This is a genomic window from Cellulomonas sp. McL0617, assembly GCF_049994875.1.
In the GTDB taxonomy this organism is placed as follows: domain Bacteria; phylum Actinomycetota; class Actinomycetes; order Actinomycetales; family Cellulomonadaceae; genus Cellulomonas.
In genome coordinates this window covers 2,809,627-2,828,395 of sequence record NZ_CP188256.1, presented here as the reverse complement: position 1 = coordinate 2,828,395, position 18,769 = coordinate 2,809,627, and the positions used below count along the sequence as shown (strand labels likewise).

12 protein-coding genes are annotated in these 18,769 nt (G+C 69.1%); 2 read left to right on the top strand and 10 right to left on the bottom strand.

Annotated elements, in window-relative coordinates; genetic code table 11:
* Positions 1-92 precede the first annotated feature (92 nt).
* Positions 93-1,484 (bottom strand): hypothetical protein, encoded by a 1,392-nt coding sequence (locus ACPPVS_RS12750; protein WP_426592635.1) that lies wholly within the window; start codon positions 1,482-1,484, stop codon positions 93-95.
* The gene (locus tag ACPPVS_RS12745) at positions 1,481-1,903 is read right to left on the bottom strand and encodes a hypothetical protein (protein ID WP_426592634.1); all 423 of its coding nucleotides are present in this window, start codon (positions 1,901-1,903) and stop codon (positions 1,481-1,483) included. Before ACPPVS_RS12745 ends, ACPPVS_RS12750 begins: the two co-directional genes overlap by 4 nt.
* Positions 1,904-2,396: 493 nt before the next feature.
* Here ACPPVS_RS12745 and mobF point away from each other — a divergent pair, with 493 nt between their 5' ends.
* Positions 2,397-5,948 carry a MobF family relaxase gene (mobF, locus tag ACPPVS_RS12740; RefSeq protein ID WP_426592633.1) on the top strand — a complete coding sequence of 1,184 codons (3,552 nt, stop codon included), beginning with the start codon at positions 2,397-2,399 and terminating at the stop codon, positions 5,946-5,948.
* A 3-nt stretch (positions 5,949-5,951) separates the two neighbouring features.
* A complete protein-coding gene (locus ACPPVS_RS12735; RefSeq protein WP_426592632.1) occupies positions 5,952-6,338 on the top strand; it encodes a hypothetical protein in 387 nt (128 codons plus the stop codon).
* A gap of 259 nt (positions 6,339-6,597) precedes the next feature.
* Here ACPPVS_RS12735 and ACPPVS_RS12730 read toward each other — a convergent pair whose 3' ends face one another.
* From ACPPVS_RS12730 to ACPPVS_RS12695, 8 genes are all read right to left on the bottom strand, one after another.
* Positions 6,598-9,138 carry an NB-ARC domain-containing protein gene (locus tag ACPPVS_RS12730; protein WP_426592631.1) on the bottom strand — a complete coding sequence of 847 codons (2,541 nt, stop codon included), beginning with the start codon at positions 9,136-9,138 and terminating at the stop codon, positions 6,598-6,600.
* Positions 9,139-9,816: 678 nt separating this feature from the next.
* On the bottom strand, positions 9,817-10,794 hold the full coding sequence (locus tag ACPPVS_RS12725; protein ID WP_426592630.1) for an ArdC-like ssDNA-binding domain-containing protein: 978 nt from the start codon (positions 10,792-10,794) through the stop codon (positions 9,817-9,819).
* Between the two features lie 3 nt (positions 10,795-10,797).
* Entirely contained in the window at positions 10,798-12,024 is a 1,227-nt protein-coding gene (locus tag ACPPVS_RS12720) for a hypothetical protein (protein ID WP_426592629.1), read from the bottom strand.
* Entirely contained in the window at positions 12,021-13,823 is a 1,803-nt protein-coding gene (locus ACPPVS_RS12715) for a type IV secretory system conjugative DNA transfer family protein (protein WP_426592628.1), read from the bottom strand. Before ACPPVS_RS12715 ends, ACPPVS_RS12720 begins: the two co-directional genes overlap by 4 nt.
* Positions 13,820-14,929 carry a DnaB-like helicase N-terminal domain-containing protein gene (locus tag ACPPVS_RS12710; protein WP_426592627.1) on the bottom strand — a complete coding sequence of 370 codons (1,110 nt, stop codon included), beginning with the start codon at positions 14,927-14,929 and terminating at the stop codon, positions 13,820-13,822. Before ACPPVS_RS12710 ends, ACPPVS_RS12715 begins: the two co-directional genes overlap by 4 nt.
* Positions 14,919-16,115 carry an ATP-binding protein gene (locus tag ACPPVS_RS12705; RefSeq protein WP_426592626.1) on the bottom strand — a complete coding sequence of 399 codons (1,197 nt, stop codon included), beginning with the start codon at positions 16,113-16,115 and terminating at the stop codon, positions 14,919-14,921. The genes ACPPVS_RS12710 and ACPPVS_RS12705 overlap by 11 nt, the downstream gene beginning before the upstream one ends.
* Positions 16,116-16,252: 137 nt before the next feature.
* On the bottom strand, positions 16,253-17,665 hold the full coding sequence (locus tag ACPPVS_RS12700; protein WP_426592625.1) for an SCO6880 family protein: 1,413 nt from the start codon (positions 17,663-17,665) through the stop codon (positions 16,253-16,255).
* The gene (locus ACPPVS_RS12695) at positions 17,662-18,738 is read right to left on the bottom strand and encodes a type IV secretion system protein (protein WP_426592624.1); all 1,077 of its coding nucleotides are present in this window, start codon (positions 18,736-18,738) and stop codon (positions 17,662-17,664) included. The genes ACPPVS_RS12700 and ACPPVS_RS12695 overlap by 4 nt, the downstream gene beginning before the upstream one ends.
* Between the last annotated feature and the right edge of the window lie 31 nt (positions 18,739-18,769).

Here is an 18,769-nt window from a genome sequence, read left to right as displayed (position 1 = left end):
AGGTAGAGGCCGCGGACCGCGCTCGACACCGGGAGCTGGCACACGCCGAATCCTCAAACTAGGGACACGCGGGGGCCCGCTCTCGCCTGACCTTACGGGCGTGCGATTGGCTCGCGGGCCAAGATGTGTGCGGTTTCCCTGCGGGGTCGAGGGCCCGGGCGCGCGGACGCTGGCGTGTCGGCCGATGGCCCGACGACCCCAGCTTTGGTGACGTCTCGGTAGCGGTCCAGGGTGGTCTCAATGAGTTCTGTCGGCGCGGCGATCAGTCGCCTGTGCGCGGTGAGCTTCGCTGCGGCGAGTTCGTGGTTCTCGCTGAGCAGGTTCCGGCTCAGGGAGGTGATCGGGACGAAGGCCTGCTCGGAGTGGGCGAGTAGTGCGAACGCCGTCGAGGTCCACTCGCCGGCCTGGCGAAGACCGGCGCAGGCGCCGTGCAGTGTGCCGCCGAGGTAGCGCTCGGCAAGATCCGCCGATGCGCCGCGGTCGCCGGTCATCTGGTCGCGCGGCACCAGGCCAGCGAGCAGCTCGTGAACAGCGACGACGTCGGCGTGCACTTGGGCGTTACCGGGTGCCGTGCCGAGGTAGGTGTTGAGGTCGACGAGCAGTGTGTGCCAGGCCAGCACCCGCTGTGCGGCCGGTTCGCGTGTCACGATGCCGGGGTCGTGCAGATCAACACCGTGGAAGACGGCGGTGTGGACGGCGACTTCGAAGCCGCATCGCGCGACGTCGATCAGTGTGCGCATCGAGCGGTCGGGCTGATGGTGAAGGTTCCAGGAGGCGCGTCGGATCCGTGCGACGAGGCTGCCGAGCCGGTCGACTGGCTCGCTGAGCAGGTGGTTTCCGGCAGGCGTGAGGCCATCCAAGCTGGGCAGGTCGGCGTCGCCGACTTCAGCGATGCTTCGAAGCTGCAAGGCGGCTTCGCGCGCGCGCTCGGTGGGGGGCAAGCTGCGAGAGACACGTTCCCAGGCGAGACCCGCCTGGCCGGCTCGCAGGGCCAGTGGGTCTCGCGTGCTCGAGAGTCGGGCGACGAGTTCGGCGACGCTGTCCAGTGCCGCGTTGCGGGCGGCCGGTTCCCAAACGATCTCGGCGTCGGGGGTCAGCGCGCCCCCGGTGTCATTGACATGCAAGGCCAGCAGATCGGATGCGGCACCCAAGCAAACCGCGGCCTGGTCCCACGCCTCCTGCGGCGGCGAGGTCACCGCGCGGCGCGTTGCCGAGGCACGGCCAACCCGGATCTCCCGCGACAGCAGGAGAGCACCGGCCTCCACTGGGGCCTGATGGTCGGAGGCGGCCAGACCGACCATGCGTCCTAGTCCAAGCAGAGTCCAGATGTGCCGGCGGGTGGCGTCCCAGAGCCGGTTGTATGACGCGATCGCGGTCACGGCCTGATCCCTGTCACGGAACCGCTCGAGGTGCAGGGCGTTGCGCCCGTCTTGGGCGTGTAGTGCTGCGTCGAAGAAGAGTCCGCCGTAGGTTGCCGGGTTCACGCTACGGCGCTCGCGAGCTCCTGCCGGGCGTTGTGCAACTTGCGCAGCACCTTGCCCAGGCAGTCCAGGTCATCGGGCGTTGCCTCGTCGTCGTCCAGTGTGAGGGTCCGGTCGATCGCGACGTCGACGAGGTGCTCGATGATCTGGAGGGCTTCGCCGAGGTCGTCGCGGACGTGCAATGGACCGAGGCGGGACGTCGCATCCGACGACGGTCGTCGTCGCGACCACGTCAGCTCTTCGCGTGCCTCCCCGAGCTCGATCGCCGCGAAGGTCAGATCGACACCGGCACCCAGCGGTACTGCCAGGCTCAACGTCAGGGCGCCGTGACTGGCCGCGTCGAGCAGAGCGCACAGGCCCGCCCAGCCCGGCGCACCTCGCTCGAGAAGTGCTGAGGCCGGCTCGTTCCATGCTGCACCCACAATGACCACCTCCCACGCCGACGCGGCCAATCCGCGCCGTCATCGACGGTTGCATCGCCAGGCAGTCGATCCGATCGACAGTCCAAAGCTGTGGGCAACGGTCACCGTCACCAGCAGGTATCGACGAAGGGTGAGAAGACGCGACGGCAGCAGACTTTCGGCCGCTGGCCACGACGCGCCGAGCGTCGTCGTCACGAGCGGAACGCGACGACGACGAGCAACACGCGACGGCCGGTCACGTCGACGTTGCGAGCGGAGCGCACGCGAACTCAGTGGTCAGCAATCGAGGTCGACGATGTCCACGCGCAACCTCGCACCACCCCGTCGCAGCGGCCGGCGGAGAAGCTCGGACGGCAGCCTCGGACGACCAAGTCCGGAAGTACGAAGTGGCTTGACACTTCTGGCATCTCGGCTGAGGCGTCGCGTCTTCTGCTCGATCGTCGACTCCTGCTGGCATGGAGCGAAGTGCGAGTGAGACGCGCGGGGACGCGTCATGGTGATGACGATGCACCGGTTGACGGCCGGTGCCGGCTACCAGTACCTGTTGCGGCACATCGCGACGGGTGACTGCGATCGCGCAGGCGTCTCACCGGTCACGGCGTACTACGCGGAGTCGGGCAACCCGTCGGGCCGCTGGTTCGGGCGGGGTCTGGACCGGTTGGGGGAGTCCCGCGACGGGCATGAGCCGGTCGGTCTGGTCGCCGGGACGATGGTCGACGAGGAAGCGATGGCGCGGCTGTTCTCCCGTGGAGTCGACCCGATTACGGGTGGTGCGTTGGGCCGCGCGTATCGCCCGTCGCCATCGCCCACGGACCGGGTCGCAGCAGCTGTACAAAAACTTCCGGACGGGATGGACCCCGAGGCGCGTGCGGCCGCGGTCGAGTCGATCGCGAACGTCGAGTTGGGTAAGCGGACGGGTGCGACGATCGCCGGGTTCGACATGACGTTCACGGTGCAGAAGTCGGTCTCCACGTTGTGGGCGCTCGGGGACCCGAAGGTGCAGCAGGCGGTCTCTGACGCGCACCGCGCCGCGGTCTCCTCTGCAGTGCGGTTCGTGGAGGACCGCGCACTGTTTACCAGGACGGGCCATGACGGGTGCCGCCAGGAACGTACCCGCGGCGCGGTCATAGCCGCGTTCGACCACTGGGACTCCCGAGCGGGGGACCCGAACCTGCACACCCATGTGGTGCTCGCGAACAAGGTGCAGGGCTTGGACGGGGCGTGGCGGTCCCTGGACTCGCGCGCGTTGCACCATGCCGTAGTCACTGTCAGCGAGCTGTACAACGCGTTCCTTGCCGACGAGGTCGCTCGCCGGCTCCCGGTGCGCTGGGGGTGGCGTTCGCTCGGCCCGCGGCGGACGCCCGGGTTCGAGCTGGAGGGCGTGACAGATGAGCTGATGGGCGCGTTCTCTCAGCGCACCACGCAGATCGATGAGGCCATGACTGCCCAAATCGCGACGTTCGCTGCGAGTCATGGGCGGGCGCCGAACCGGATCGAGATCGTCCAACTGCGTCAGCATGTGACCCGACTGACGCGCCCCACCAAGCAGGTCCACCCGTTGGGCCAGTTGCTGCACCGTTGGCGTGCACGAGCCCGCCAGGTCACGGGGCTGACGCCGGAAGAGCTGACCGCGCGGGCCATCCGCACGTCGCACGCGCGACCTGTCCGAGTGGGCGACCTGCCGAAGGAGGTTGTTGGCGAGCTCGCGTCGCGGGTGCTGGACGGAGTGCGGGAGCGACGTTCGACCTGGACCCGGTGGAACGTGGAGGCCGAGACCTTGCGCGTCACCAAGCCCCTGCTGACTACGAGCGAGGCTGAGCGTCTCGCGCTGACGGAGGTCATCTCTGACGAGGTGGTGCGGCGCAGTGTCAGCCTGGAGGCGCCCGCCGTGTTCACCGCGGCCGGCGTCTATGCCGTGCCGGGCGGGGCCAGCGTGTTCGATCGCCCGGACGAGCACACCTTCACCGACGCAGTCATCTTGCGGGCCGAGGCTGACCTGCTGGCCGCGGCCGCCGACACCTCCGGCCCCACGGCGATGGTGCTGGACGCGGATCTGCAGGTGCACCCGTCCCGGCCGTTGGCCGTCGACCAGGAAGCCGCCACCCGGCAAGTCGCCACGTCTGGGCGACGCATCGACCTCCTTGTCGGCCCCGCCGGTTCCGGCAAGACGACGACCCTGGCCGCGGTACGGCAGGTCTGGGAACGCTCGCACGGCCGCGCGTCCGTCATCGGGCTCGCACCCTCCTCGACCGCGGCCGCGAACCTGGCCGGGGCGCTCGGGATCGTCTGCGAGAACACCGCCAAGTGGCTGCACGAGTCCACCGGTCCCGCCGCCACCCAGCGGCGCGCGGTGCTCGCGCACCTGGTCGCCGAGCGGCGCACGGTCGGGATGAACCTGCTGCGTGCCCGCACGATCGACACCGCCACGATGGCGCTGCTGGCCGAGCAGCAGCGCTGGCAGCTGCACCCCGGACAACTGGTCATCGTCGACGAAGCCTCCCTGGCCGGCACCCTCGCCCTCCGCGACCTGACCAGCCAAGCCCAGGCCGCCGGGGCGAAGATCCTGCTCGTCGGCGACCACGCCCAACTCTCTGCGGTGGACGCCGGGGGAGCGTTCGGGCTCCTTGTCGACCGGGTCGGCGGTGCGCACCTGCGAACCCTGTGGCGGTTTACCCATCCCTGGGAAGCGGCGGCCACGACCGGCCTACGCGCCGGCGACCCGAGAATCCTCGACGACTACGAGCACGCCGGGCGCCTGCACGCCGGCCCGGCACCTTCCATGCTCGAAGACGCCTACACAGCTTGGTCCGCCGACGTCGCCGCCGGCACGACCGCGATCCTGCTCGCCGCCGACACCACGACCGTCACCGCACTGAACACCCGCGCACACAACGACCGCGTACAGGACGGGCTCGTGCAGCCGGGCGGCATCACCACCAGCGACGGCACCACGATCGGGATCGGAGACCGGATCGTGACCCGGCTCAACGACCGGCACCTGACCTGGGCCGGCGGATACGTCCGCAACGGCGACCTCTGGGACGTCCGCGCCATCCACGCCGACGGGTCACTGCTCGTCGCCCCGGCACGCACAAAACTCGCGCGCCGCGGCCTCGTCGCCATCACCGGGTCCGACGACGCGGAGGTCACGCTGCCCGCCGCGTACGCGACGACGAACCTCGACCTCGCCTACGCCACCACCACCCACCGCGCGCAGGGAATCACGGTGGACAACGCGCACGTCCTCGCACACGTGGGGATGACCCGGGAGAACCTGTACGTCGCGATGACCCGCGGACGGGACAGCAACCACCTGTACCTGGCGGTCGATCGCATTGACGCCGACTGCGACGCCCCACCCGACCCCGGCGCTGCCGGGGACGCCCGCGACATCCTGACCACGATCCTGGCCACCAGCGGCGCGGAACGCTCCGCCACGGCCACGATCGCCGACCGGCTCGACGAAGCAACGTCGCTGCGGCGCCTCGAACCTATCGCCAGCACCCTGTACGGCGACGCCACCCGCAACCGGTGGACCACCCGACTCGTCGAGCTCGGCGTCGACCACGACACGATGCACGCGATCGGCACCTCACCCGATGGCGGGCGCCTTTTCGCAGACCTCGACCGCATCGCGACCGTCGCCCCGAACGACGGCGTCGACTCCGTCGTACGAGCCGTGCTCGACGTTCGCGACCACAGCGAGCCGGTAGCCGCAATCCTCGCGCGGACGTCCGCCTGGTTGCGCCGGAACAGCGACGACCCGCGCGACATCCCCTCCAGCAACGACCCGATCGGCCTGGACCCAGACGGACTAGACCTGCTCGACCAAGTCCACGGCATCATCGCCAACCGAGTCGAGGCACTAACCCGCACCGCACTCGACGGACAACCCTCCTGGCTCGAGCAACTCGGCCCCGAACCCCACGACAGACCCGCCCACGACGCCTGGCTCGCCGCCATCGCAGCACACGCGGCCAACGCGGACCGTCGACACCTGTCCGCGTCCCCGACACGGGTACCCACCCCCACGATGGCGAGGTAGCCAATGACCAGCCGACCGGAACGAGACGACCCGTTCTACCCGCCCCGCGTCCTGACCCAGCCCACGATCCTGCCCGTACCGATCGTGTGGTCCGCGCACTCGCCCGACTCGCAGACGCTCCTGCGTGAAGAGCTCGACCTGTGGATCGACTGGCTGACTGACCGCTACCGACTCGACCATCGGACCGTGCCCGACTGCTGGCACGACCACCCCGAGCTCCTCGAGGAATTGTCCGCCCTACACCTCGCCTGGCAAGGCGCGTTCGCCACCAGCGCGTCGCCCGACGCGCCGCTCCGCTGGCACGAACAGTTCGCCGCCGCGATCAATCGCCTGACCGACTGGGTCGCACGAACCGGGTGCCGCCCCGACGGCCACCGCGCTCGTCGATAGCAATCAAACGGATCGAAACGGGAGCGCCCTGCGGTTCCGGCGGTTGAAACCAATTCGGCGGCGACCTCTCCGCGCTCAAGGTGGCCAACGTCGAGTGCGGTTTCGCCCGGACGAAGCACCTCACATACTGCGGGCAGACGTGGAGTGTCTGGTCAACGATGGTCGGGCGGCCCGACCCGACGGCCCCGTGTGCATCTGCGTAGGGCCCGACGAGCGCATGCGCGCCTACCCCGCACCGGAGCGGACGAGATGTTCGGCCTCAGCCGATCCAGTTCAACGACACGGCCTGAGGCTTTCCATCGCGCTGCGGTTTGCCGCTCGGCGTGAACGCAAGGACCGATCCTGTGGCAAGTCGGTCGAAGTCTCGGGTCCACATGTCCCGTGCGTGAAAGAAGAATATCCTCTCGCCGTCCCGCAAGAAACCAAATCCACGATCGACGACGTTCTGCACTTCGCCCACGCAACGAGCAGAATGCTCGGGATCCACCGCGAGACGCCGCGTCATCACCTGATCGGCCAACGCAAGCAACCTCCGAGCAATGTAGGAATCGGAGGCGTCGATCGCGCTGTGCCGACTCATTTTTTCGACCCACGACATGAGGTCCAGAGTGTTTGGCAGGAACTGGTCTCTCGCTAGATCGGCGGTGGCGTCAAGTGCTGATTCGACCACTTCGGCGACGTCGGCCCAGTTCTCCGAGCTAACCGCGGCCTGGATAGTGTAGGCGGCCGATCGCCACAACGAGAATGCGGCGGCCTGAACTTCGGCACCTGCCGCAACTGCATTCTTGACCGCGTACGCGGAAGCGTCCATCGCAGAACGCGGATCACCGTTCGAGATGTGCGCGCCCGCTACGGCGAGCCTCACGGTCGCCGATCCCTTATCAAGCGTCGCCGCGCGCTGCAATTCTCTGACACCCTGCCGAATATTGTAGCCGGACTGGACCAGGAACTCGCCAAACTCGTATGCGACGTACCCATCCTGGGTGGCCAAATCACGGGCGCGCGAATATGCTTCGAATGCTTCGCCAAAGTTCGTCGAGAGATGATGAATGCGCCCCTCTACGCGGGCGGCCTCGTGATATCCAGGAGCGAGTTCTGCAGCCTCAGAGCACAGACGAAGCGCGTCATCGAAGCGAGCGTTCGCGGCGAGATCGAGCGCTTCGCGGAGCAACTTGGCCGCTGAATAGTCGCCGACTCCACGGATGTCGACAGTTTCGGGGCTGTATGGATTTAGAGCATGCGCCGCCCGCAACCCTCCGCCGACAGCGTACAGGGCTTTTTGGCGCTCGGTGACAAGTTCTCGCTCAACAGGATCGATTGAAAGCGTCCGCCTGAGGTATGCCCGCGCGAATTCGCTGAGTTCAAGACCGGTGCCGGATGCTCCGCTCCGCACTTGGGTCACAAAATTGGTTGTCGTCAAATCCAGTACCACCTGCTGGACTGTTGCCGAGTCGAAGTCAACCATGAACGCCAGCTCGGCCATTGTGTGGGAACCGGGCACCATTAGCATAGCGCGCAGCGCAGCCCTCGCCGTGTCCGATAGATAGTCGAACACGTTTGACATGCAGTACTCGAGCACAAGTCCGTCGTCGTCCAGCAACTTCTCCGGCACCTGACCGGTCTGAAGGCCGGCGACGAACCACTTTATGTATGCAGGGTGACAATTCATTCGCAAGGCCCATTGCTTCAACTGGTCCGATTCCACGCCCGCCGGCAGAACGCCGCCGCGAGCCCGAGAAAGGGACCGGAGAAGAATCACCGCGTCGTCGACCGAAAGGCCCGATATCTTGTACGGGTTCTCCGTCTTGACGCCGATTCGACTGGTGATCAGAACCTTGCTTCCCACGGGAATCTCCCGGAGCAAGGTCGGAAAGTTCTCATCGAGAATTGTCTCAACATTGTCCAGGACCAGTAGGGTTGGAAACGCCTCGAGAACCTCAATGAGTTCTTCGATGGCTGTGGTCGAGTTGGCCGTGCCCCCGAGGACCTCTACGGCGGACGCAAACAATCCAAGGGAGTCCTCTACGGCGGATTCGATCCGGACGATTTCGGTCGAAGTAAGCTGGGCGTTCTTTGCCGTAACCCAGACTATAGCTTCGAAAGGGCATGAGTCTTGCTCCAGCAGGTCGTAGCACACCTGGAGCGCCAAGGCGGTCTTGCCGATTCCTCCGTCGCCGAGCACCGAAATTACCGGCCAGGCCCCTCGAAGTGCGCGGATTAGGCGTCTGCGCTCATCTTTTCGGCCAAGCAACGAGGTCTCGTCATAATCTGGAATCGGCAGGTTGTGCGCGACGGACGTGTCGGGATCTGCGATGAGAAGGGGGTCGACGTTAAAGATGTAGGATGGGTCTCGCTCCAGTTCTGCTTGCGTGCTAGAGATCGAATCCCAATCCCACCCGTTAATGCTCGCAAGGTCGTGCGCAAAGTCGATAACCGTCGGCAGATCGTCTACGCCGAGCGGACGGTTGTGGGCGACTCGATTGCGTATTCCGGTTATGACGCTGACTCTTGACGCGAGCCCCGTGAGGCCGCTCTTTAACTCTTGAGGAAGGCTCGCGCGGATGGCGTTGGCTGTGTCGTAGGCCTCTTGAAAATCAAGGTATGGCAGTGCCTGTGCGAGTGTCTCAAAGTCGCGCGCTTGGTTGTCGCGGCGCCTTCGCTCGCGGACGCGTTCCACAACATCGATTGATAGCACGTCTAAAGGTTGTCGGTCGCCCGCGAAATGATCGACGAGGGTCCGGAACTCGTCCTCGATACTTGCCAATACCACATATGCGGTTCTGCTCGACACGCTCGCCACGCCCCGACGTTAGCACCGCGACTGTCGTGGCGTGTGTCGCACGTGAAATTCATCCGGCGTAGTCCTTGCCGAAACGATCGCGATTTCGCAAGGGTCGGGTGTCGCCGATCGACAGCGGTTTCGGCGGACGACCGAGTTCGGCGAACTGGAAGCTGCAGGCGGCGGATCTCGAGAGTCCGAGTTCTTGGACGCGTCTCCCCAGCGTTCCGGGGGATGGCCGCCGGTGTCGAAGGTGCACGTGGCTCTTCCGTTCGCGGACTGGCTCAGTTGCAGTCGGACGACTACGACTGCCGCCGTTAGGCAGGTGGTCGGAGTGGAGAGAGTGTGAGATCACCTGGCCGGAGGTGGAGATAGCTGGCGCGAGGATGATCCGATTGCCCGCCGACGCGTGGTCAGCATGTGGTCATCGAAGCTCCCGGAATGTCGGCGATGGCTGCCATGCCCGCATCTATTTCTGCAGGTCAGCAGGTTGAGGGCTCCATCCGATCGAGCTCCTGAAGCGGGTCTCTGTCCTTCGCGTCTGCCCGGGTGCGCCAGTGTCGCAGCGGGATAGCGGGTCTCGCGCTAGCCGGAGGCGTCCATTAGAGACCGGCGCGCGACAACGGGGACTCGCGGACTGCCCGAAATGGACATCGGTGCCGCCGGCGCTCCGACCAACCGCGGCCGCGCACGGATCGGCTATCCCCGGGATTGTGGTGCGCCAGCCCGCCTCGCGGAGGCGGCGGCTCGAGACACCAGCAGCGTCGGACCGGTTCCGCTCCTGCTCAGTTCCGCAGCGCGGGGTCCGGTGATCATCGTTCGGGCGGTCGCCAAGATCGTGGTCACCGACTGACGCAGGACGACCGTGTCACCTCGCGCCCAGGAGGCGACGTAGGGGACGGAGTAGACGTCGCTGGTCATTCCGGCGTTCGTGGTGACGATGTAGGCGATCGACTCGGCTTCGACTTCGGCCTGCCCTCGGCACACGAGGTCGGTGGCGTAGTCGGGGAATCGGCGGGCGTGTTCGGCGCGGATGTGGCCGAGTTCGTGGGCGAGGGTCTTGGCGGCCTGGGCGGGCTCGACGGCTTGGCTTACTCGGACGTTCTTGTTCAGGGGGTCGGTGTATCCGTTGACGCCGGGCGGGCAGGGTCCGCGGTCGAGGGCGTAGCCGTCCTCTCTGACGAGCGTCGCGAGGTGCTCCCAGAGGTGGTCTGGGGCGTCGCCGGTCAAGAGTTGCGGCGCGACGTCGGGCAGAGGATCGCCCTCGGTCTGAGTGAGGTCGAAAACGTGGACCACTCGAAACCCGGACAGCACGTGCCGGTCGGCGGCGGTCGTCGAGTCCGCGGTGCCCGGCTCCGGAGGTTGATCTGGTCGCGGCGGCGGCTGGTCGTCCGTTCGTCGCGAGATGCAGGGGGCGAGGATCGCGATGCCGTGTTCGCCCTTGGTGACGCGGCGTCCGAGGGAGTTCCAGGTGCGGATGCCGGCGACGCGGGTGGCGTCGGGGCGTTGGGTGGCGATGAGGAGCACGTTGGACGGCGAGTAGTCGGTGAACCGGGCGGCGATGGTGAGCATCCGCGCCCAGGCCTCGGAGGTGGTGAGGTCGTTGACCGCGTCTACGAGCTGGGCGTGGATGGCGGCCAGTCGGTCGTCGCTGGACGGACGATCTGCGGTGGGCATGGATCACCTGCCGGAGGGTGCGGGCTGGGTGGTGCCCGCGGGTAGGAGTGCGCCGCGGCAAATGGGCTCGGCCCAGCCGAGGTAGCCGTGGCCGCCGCGGTAGAAGCTGGTCAGACGGGCGAGGGTGAGCAGGTAGACGCCGCCGTGGTTGCCGGTCGCGGTGTCGAAGACGCCGTTGGCGGTGACCTTCATCTGGGTGGGGTCGCAGCGTCCGGGGTCGGCTTGGACGACGAGGGAGACGTGCCCGTAGGGGCGTCCGGTGTCGAAGAAGACGAAGGAGCCGAGCGGCGGGCAGGGGTCGTTGGGGTGGGCGTGCCCGGTGGCGAGCATGGCTTGCCAGTGGGCTTTGGCCGAGGGGTACCCGGAGCCGAGGTAGCCGTAGGCGCGGCAGGCGAGCCGGTCGCACAGCTCGTACCAGCCGGACGTGACGCCGACGTAGGCCATGGCGTTGTTCACGGCGCTCGCGACGCCGACCGGTGTCCCGGGTGGGACCTGGACCTGCTCGCCGCCCCCTAGTCCCGGCACGCAGCCGCCGCTCGACGGGGTCGCCGCGGGATCTGCACTATCTGGGCTGAGCGTCGGGTCGGGGTTCTCGGGTGCTGCCCCCGACACGGGGTCGGCGGCCCACGCCGCCGCGTGGGTGTCGACGTCGTCGATGAAGGCTCGGGTGGTGGCGGGGATGGTTGGGTAGGTGGCGAGGCGTGATTCGCCGGCGTTGTGGGCGATGACCAGGGCGTCGAGCTCGGGGATGGTCGAGGACGCCCAGTCAGGGTGCCGTGCGCGGATGGCGCGGACCCCTGCCAGGCGGGTGCAGAGGTAGCGGCCTGCGACGCCGGCGTGGATGTCGGGGTCGGTGATGTCTGGGGTGTCGTTGTGGTTCAGGTCCGCGTTCCAGGGGCGCCCGTAGCTCGCCGCCCAGATCGTGGCGTTGAGCTGGAGCAGTCCCCAGGTGCCGCCGTTGGAGTCGTCGGCGTGTGTGTCGGGTCGGAATCCGGACTCGTGGGCCATGACGGCGGCGATCCAGGTCTCGGGCAGGTCGGGGCAGGCGGCACGGACCTCGTCCACCCAACCCCGAGCTGCGGCGGGGATCGGTGCGTCGTCGGCCAGCGAGGCGCCGCCCGCGGTCGCAATGCAGTCGCTCGCGCTGAGTGTGACCCCGACCGCCGTGAGGACCGCGATCGCCGGCACGGCCAGGACCGCGAAGATGCCGAGGCTGAGCTTGGCGATCATTCGGGCACCGCGGTTCCCGTGGCGGTGGCGTGCTCGACCAGGACCTTGTCGGCGAGCAGTCGCGTCGAGTCGAGGCGGTCCTGCCAGGGGCACAGGTCAATGACGACGGGTTTGACCTGGCGCAGGAGCAGCAACCCGATACCCATCGGCAGGGTCCGCATCTGCGAGGCCTGCATGACAGGCACGGTGCGAACGGAGGTGGAGCTGGAGCGTTCACCACCGTGGCCTCTGGAGCGGGTCTCGGTGTATTGGTCGATCTCGCCCAGGAGTCGGGCGACGTCCTCGAGGTCGCTGTACTTGCTCAGGCCGCCGAGGATAATCTTGACGGTCGCGGCGTCCCAGATGGCGTCGGCGTTGTGCTCGCCCCACCGGCCGCGAGCCTGCGAGAGGGACTGCAGCACCGCCAGGGTCGTGATCCCTGACCCGCCGCCCTCGGCCATCAGGGAGGGCAGGGACGGCAGGGGCGTCAGGTTGGCGATCTCGTCGAGGGCGAGGAGCAGTGGTGGGTCCAGGCGTGCGCCGGGGGAGCGGGCCGCCATGGCGCGCGCTGTCTCGGTGATGTCTTCGATGAACGCGGCGACCAACGGCGCGCACGACCCGGACGCGACGGCCGAGGCGAGCAGGTACAAGGTGCCGGATTCGGTGAGGAACTTGGCTGGGTCGAACTCGTTGCCGGGTGCGGGGTCCACGGCTTCTAGGACGTCGGGGTCGGCCAGGGCGGCGAGGGCTTGGCGGACGCCGAGCCAGATGGAGTCCCGGGTGCGCGGGTCGGAGTGGATGGTGGAGTCCAGGGCGTCGGCCCATCCGTCCGCGGAGCGGGTGCGGTTCAGGATCGTGACGGCGTCTTCGGCCAGTGCGGGGTTCAGCGACCACCGGTACAGGTCGACGGCTCGACGCCCGTCCAGGGCGGCCGCGTGCAGGAGGCATCGCAGGGCCGTCTCGGTCTGGCCGGACCAGAAGTCGGAGTCGGACACGGAGCGCCCGAACCCGACTCCTGCGGCAAGGGCGCGGGCCCGGATCAGGGCGGTGCGTGGCGTTTCGCAGCCCCGCAGCGGGGACCAGGCTAGGCCGCCAGGCAGCCCGGCCAGTCGTTGAGGGTCGAAGATCGCGACCGGTCCGTGGGTGCGGCGGTGCCGCGTCGTCAGGGCGAGGGTGTCGGGCCGCGTCGATGTGGTCACGACGGGGCCGGGCGCGTCCAGGATCCAGGGGATGACCACGTTTGCGCCTTTGCCGAGCCTCGGTGGGCCGACCAGTAGCGCTGAGTCTTCGACGGAGCACCACAGGTCCTGCCCTCCCAGGGTTCCGAGCCGGTACCCGACCTGGCCGGGCTTGGCGTGCCGATCCAGGGAGGGGCGCACGATGTGTGCCCGGCGGGCCAGGGCTTGACGGCCGGCGGCCTTGTGGACGCGGGCCGGGCTGGCCAACCCGGGTATCCGGCGCAGCTCGTTGACCTCGGTTCCCGATGCGGCGTAGCGGCCGAATCGTCGCCACCCGAAGATGGCGGCGGTGGCGAGGATGGCGACGACGAGGACGGTCGTCGACCAGTAGGGCAGCGGCCCGGGCATCTGGTCCGCGTGCGGCCACGCCGCACCGGGGTCGCTGGGATGCGCGAGCGCGGCCAGTGCCGGGTGGAGCCCGCCTTCGACCGCCGGCGCGCCGGTGAGCAGGCACGCGGCCGCGGCGCCGAGCCAGAGCACCGCGCCGAGGAGCAGGACCGCGGACATGGCACCGAGTGCCAACCCGGTCCAGTCCGGTCCGGGGCCGGCCCGGTCGGGTCGTACTGGCGGTCGCGGGCTCATCGTGAGGCCACCTCCTCGTGTCCGGCCGTGGGACGACCGGCACCGCGGCCGTCGTCGCGGGTCGCGATGCTCTGGCTGGGCAGCGCGGTCGCGGTGGTGCGCAGGGCGCTGGTGAAGGTGCGTCCCGCGTCGATGAGGTCGCCGACCAGTACGCCGGGGGTGTCCGCGGCCTCGCGCAGGTGGTTCGCGCAGATGTCGGCCAGCTTGCGGACCTGGTCGGCCGCCACGTCCCGCACGACCTGCGGTGGGTAGGCAAGCCGGCCAGTGTCGACCGCGTCGCGCAGCTGGGTCAGATCCGGCATGTGGGGCTGCATGTGGGTGAGCTCGCCCAGCGACCACGCGACCGTGGTCAGATCGACATGGTTGCCGAGCTCGGTCATCGCGATCGTCGTGCCGTAGACCGCGCGCCATCCCAACGGGTCGATCCCAGACACGGGCAGCCAGGAACTGACGGCAGGAACGAGGTCGGGGTGGGCGATCAGCATCCCGACGAGGGTCACGACATGCGCTTGTTCGGCGTCCCGGTCGCGGGCCGGGTGGGCGGCCAGGTACCGGTCGGCGGCCGTTCGCGCTTCCAGTCCGGTGTTGCGGACGGCGGCGCGTAGGTGCAGTGGGACCACGACATCGTCGACGGGTTGCCCTGTCGCGGCGGCCCAACGGTTCTCGATGGACGCCAGGCCGGCGTCGACCACCGAGCAGGTCGCGGTCAGCGGTCGTGCGGTGTGCTCGAGTGCTGCGTTCACGGCGGCCGCCTGCAGGAGCAGCCCCAGCCCGGCGGCCTGGCGGCGCAGCCCGGCCTCAACGACCATCCGCGCGTAGGCAATGGGGTTGGGGTGTGGGGGAGTGACCGCGATCAGGCGGGCGACTCGAGGCAGGTTCGCGACCCGGACGCCCAGCCGGTCGACCAGGACGTCTCCCATCGACTCGGCGTCGATGCCGCCGACCGGGTGGCGTTCGAGAAAGGCGGTGTAGACCTGGGCGTGCCACAGGTCGGCGAAGTCCTCGGGACGCAGCCACTCCCGCACGCTGGTCGTCGCGCCGGGCGCGAGCATCAGGGCGCCGAGCGTGCATTGCTCGGCGAGCTCGACGACGTTGTCACGCAGCACGAGGACCACCACCGCTCGAGGAGCCGTCAGGAACGCTGAACTCGCCGGGCTCATCGCGCATGGCAGCGTCGGTATCGATCACGTCCATCTCGGCCGGGTGCAGCAGGTGGTGCACCACGTGGGTGCGGTGCGGCATCTTCCACAGCCCGGTGCCGCGCGGCAGGACCGGGAGCAGATCGCGTTCGGGGCAGGTCAGACCCAGGGCGGTGGCGGTCGCGGTGAGCTGGTCGGCCTCCTGGCGGTATACGACCCGGGTGGAGCAGTCCGCGAGCAGCCCTTCGGCCAACGCGCGGGCTTCGGAGCCGCGGGCGCCGATGGCGTCCAGGTCGGACAGGCGGTGCAAGACGATCAGGTTCGCGACGCCGTGCGCGCGGGAGAGTTTGAACTGCGCCTGCATGCGTCGCACGAGCGCGAGCTGCCGCAGTACCCGCCACGCCTCGTCGTAGATCACCCACCGCTTGCTCGTCGACGTAGCCAGGGCGCTCTCGAGCCACGCGGACGAGCACGTCATCGCCAGGGCGAGGGCGTCTTCGTCGGACCCAAGCGCCGACAGGTCGATCACGACCATCGGCGCGGCTGGGTCGAGCTGCTGGGTCGAGGGGCCGTCGAACAGGTCGGCCAGGTCGCCGCGGACCAGACGGCGCAGCCCGTGTGCGAGGTCCCGGCCGTCGGCGGTCCGGTCCTCGACTCGGACCCCGTCGGCGCGTGCCGTATGGGCGCCGGGAGTGGAGAGCGCGTCGACGACCCGCCCGATCGTCGGCACTCCCCGCCCTGTGGCGGCAGTCAGGGCGGCGTCCAGGGCGCCGTGCTCGGCTGCGCTCAGGTCTCGGTGCAAGGTCAGCCCGGCGACCGCCGCCAGCAACCGCTGCCCGGCGGCCAGGTCGGTGCCCGTGACGTCCAACGGGTTGAGCCGAGCCGGGTGCCCGGGGCTGAGCTGTACGACGGTCCCGCCGACCGCGCGGGCCAGGGGCGCCCACTCGCCCTTGGGGTCGCCCGGCACGTAGACGCTGCGGCCGGCGGCGATCGAGCGGGCGGCCAACGACTTGGCCAGCGCGGACTTGCCCTGCCCGATCACGCCGGCCAGCACCACGTTCGGGTTGGTCAGCTCGGCCGCCTGGTACAGGGCCCACGGGTCGAAGCAGAACACCCCACCCGTGAACGCATCCACGCCGACCGGCACACCCACGTCGCATGGGGAGCCGGTCAGAAACGGATAGGCGCCACTGAGGACCGCCGAGGACGCCCGATGCGCGGGCAGCCGCAACCGTGGGCCGGCCCGGTACCGCCCGACGCTCGCCCGGAACGGTCGGGTCGTAGGGGCGTTCACAGGACACCTCGGGCCAGGGGTAGGCAGGCGGCGGCGTGCGCGACGCCCTGCTGGCCGACCAGCCGCTGGACCTCGCACATCGCCTGCGCGGCGGCGGACTCCAGCTGCGCGCAGCGTTGCTCCAGCTCGGTCTCGTCGGCGGCCGTGACGGTGATCAAGCCGGTGAACCGAAGGTCGCCGTGCCCGGCGACCAGCTCGGCCTCTCGCTGCTGGAGGTCCGCGACCTGCGACCGGGTGGTCTCGGTCTCGATCTGACCCATGCGCGCCCGCTGTGCAGCGTCCGCGGTGTGCTCGACCATCGCGCGGCGAATCTCCCGCAACGCCTTACCCGCCGCTAGCGGCTCGGCGATCACGCTGACCGTCCGGTCGTCGACCGCGCCCAGCAGCAATGGCTGCAGAAACGCGGCGTGCACGCTCGAGCGTGGCCACGCCGACACCCAGTACGTCGCATGGACCGCCGTACCCGTGGCCACGTTCCGCCACCGCTCGTGCACCCCACACGCAGGCTGCAGCGTGAGGGCGCCGCCCTCTGCGCGCGCGACCGGACCGGGTTCATAGGCGGCACGGATCGCCATCTTCAGCTCGTCACGGCCCAGCCAGCCCTGCACGCTCAGATCGGCACTGGCCAAGGCCGTTGCGAAGGCGTCCAGCTGCTTGGCCACGACCGCCAGATCGATTGCCGAGACGCGACGGCGGGGGGCTCGCACCGAGACGGCGACCAACGTCTCGCGCACGTGGGAGGTCACGAATCCCTCGTCCAGCATGCTGGCGAGCGCACCGCCCAGGCCCTCACGAGGGCCGGTCGTGTGCTCACGCCACCAGCGCCGCGCTGGCGCGAGCCCGCCGGGTCTCGTGCGGACCAGCACCTGCACGCGCAGCACGCCGGGCTGCTGGCACAAGCCCGCCAGTGCCCGCCCCCAAGTGGCGACCTTGTGCTCCTGGACGCCCGGCTCGTCCAGCACGAACCCCGACCCCACGACCGCGGCGACTCCGGTGACCGAGCCGGCCCGTCGATCGACCACGAGGACCCCGCCGAGCGCAGCGCACCCGACCAGATCGAGCCGCCCCCCCACGCCCGGCAAGGTGAACGACTCGCCGTCCGTGACCGTGCGGGTGCTCGCCGCGTGGGCTGTCACACCGCTGATCCGACGTGTGTGCCACTGGGCCAACAGAGGCAGCCACTCCACCACGGGTCGGCCACCCACCTGCACGCCACCGACCACCAGCAGCGGCACCCACACCGGGGACGCCAGGACCAGCCCGGTCATCCCCGCCGAGTACACGGCCAGCACCGCGACGAGCGTCGCGACCCCCACGACCACGAGCTGCAACGCGGACAGCCCGAGCAGCACACTGTGCGACTCGAGGCGCCCGAACCGGGTCGTCGGACCGACCTGCGGCGCACTCACGACCGGCCCCCAGACGAACGAGGCATGGCCGGCGTGGTCGTCGCCGGTGGGGCGGCGGGCCCGGCCGCCATCGCTGGCTTCGTACCGCTGGCCGCCTTCGCGCCGGCCGCGCCCTTGGCCGCAGCGCCGGCGCCGCCCGTGACGGCGGACATCGCGACCTGCTGTGCCGCGTACCGGGACGTGGTCGCGGACGAGCGGGCGACCTTGCTGATCGGGTTCGCTGCGACCGCACCGTGCATCACGGCGGCCGCCTCCATGCCCGACCAGTGCACGAATCGCCACGTCAACGTCGGCGCCCAGATCGCGATCGCGAGCAGCACGATCCCGACGAGCATGTCCGACAGCCCCGCGGTCCCACCCGAACTCGGCTGCGAGCCGGCCTCCTGACCAGGCCCGGAGCTGGTGAATGCGGACGCCCCGACGACGAACACGACGACGATCACGACTTTGCAGAACACCAGCGCCGCGACGACCTCGATCCAGCGCCGTGTCCAGACCCGCGTCTGGTCCCACGCGGACCCGGCGAACGCGATCGGTGCGAACACCACGACCAGGATCAGGGCCGCCTTGCGGAACAGCAGTACGCCCCACATCAGAACGAACCCGATGATCAACGCGACCGCGAGCAGGATCTGCAGCCCCGGCGCAAAGCTCGCCAGCGCCGCGAAGTCGAAGAACTCGGCCGCCGCCTGGGCGATCGTCATCCCAGCCGCCGCGGCGATGTACTCGCAGATCCCGTCCACCGCGGTCAACGCCAGCTGCGTCACCGCCAGCGCGAGCCCCGCTCCGAGCAGTGCCTTCCCGACACCGACGACGGCCCGTACCAGTCCGCCCGGCTCGCGGCGAAGCACCGAGGTCAGCACCTGCACGACGAACAACGCGAGAACGATTGGCAGCGCGATCGCGGCGATTACGGCGAGGTTGGCCCGGAACCACCCCACGCCCAGATCCACGCTCGTCGTCGAGTCCAACGCCGCCAGAGCAACCTCACCAACCTGCGCCGCTCCGCCGGTGAACGCCGACCCCAGCCCACCCAGGACGTAGGACGCCGCGGCGTCCTGAGTCGACTGCACGCCCTGACAGACAAGCGCCACCGGCCCCACG

Bases quoted from the DNA above. Each gene is read 5' to 3' on its own strand.
- ACPPVS_RS12725 (WP_426592630.1), bottom strand. From the start codon at position 10,794: ATGCCCACCGCAGATCGTCCGTCCAGCGACGACCGACTGGCCGCCATC.
- ACPPVS_RS12715 (WP_426592628.1), bottom strand. From the start codon at position 13,823: ATGAGCCCGCGACCGCCAGTACGACCCGACCGGGCCGGCCCCGGACCG.
- mobF (WP_426592633.1), top strand. From the start codon at position 2,397: ATGGTGATGACGATGCACCGGTTGACGGCCGGTGCCGGCTACCAGTAC.
- ACPPVS_RS12720 (WP_426592629.1), bottom strand. From the start codon at position 12,024: ATGATCGCCAAGCTCAGCCTCGGCATCTTCGCGGTCCTGGCCGTGCCG.
- ACPPVS_RS12735 (WP_426592632.1), top strand. From the start codon at position 5,952: ATGACCAGCCGACCGGAACGAGACGACCCGTTCTACCCGCCCCGCGTC.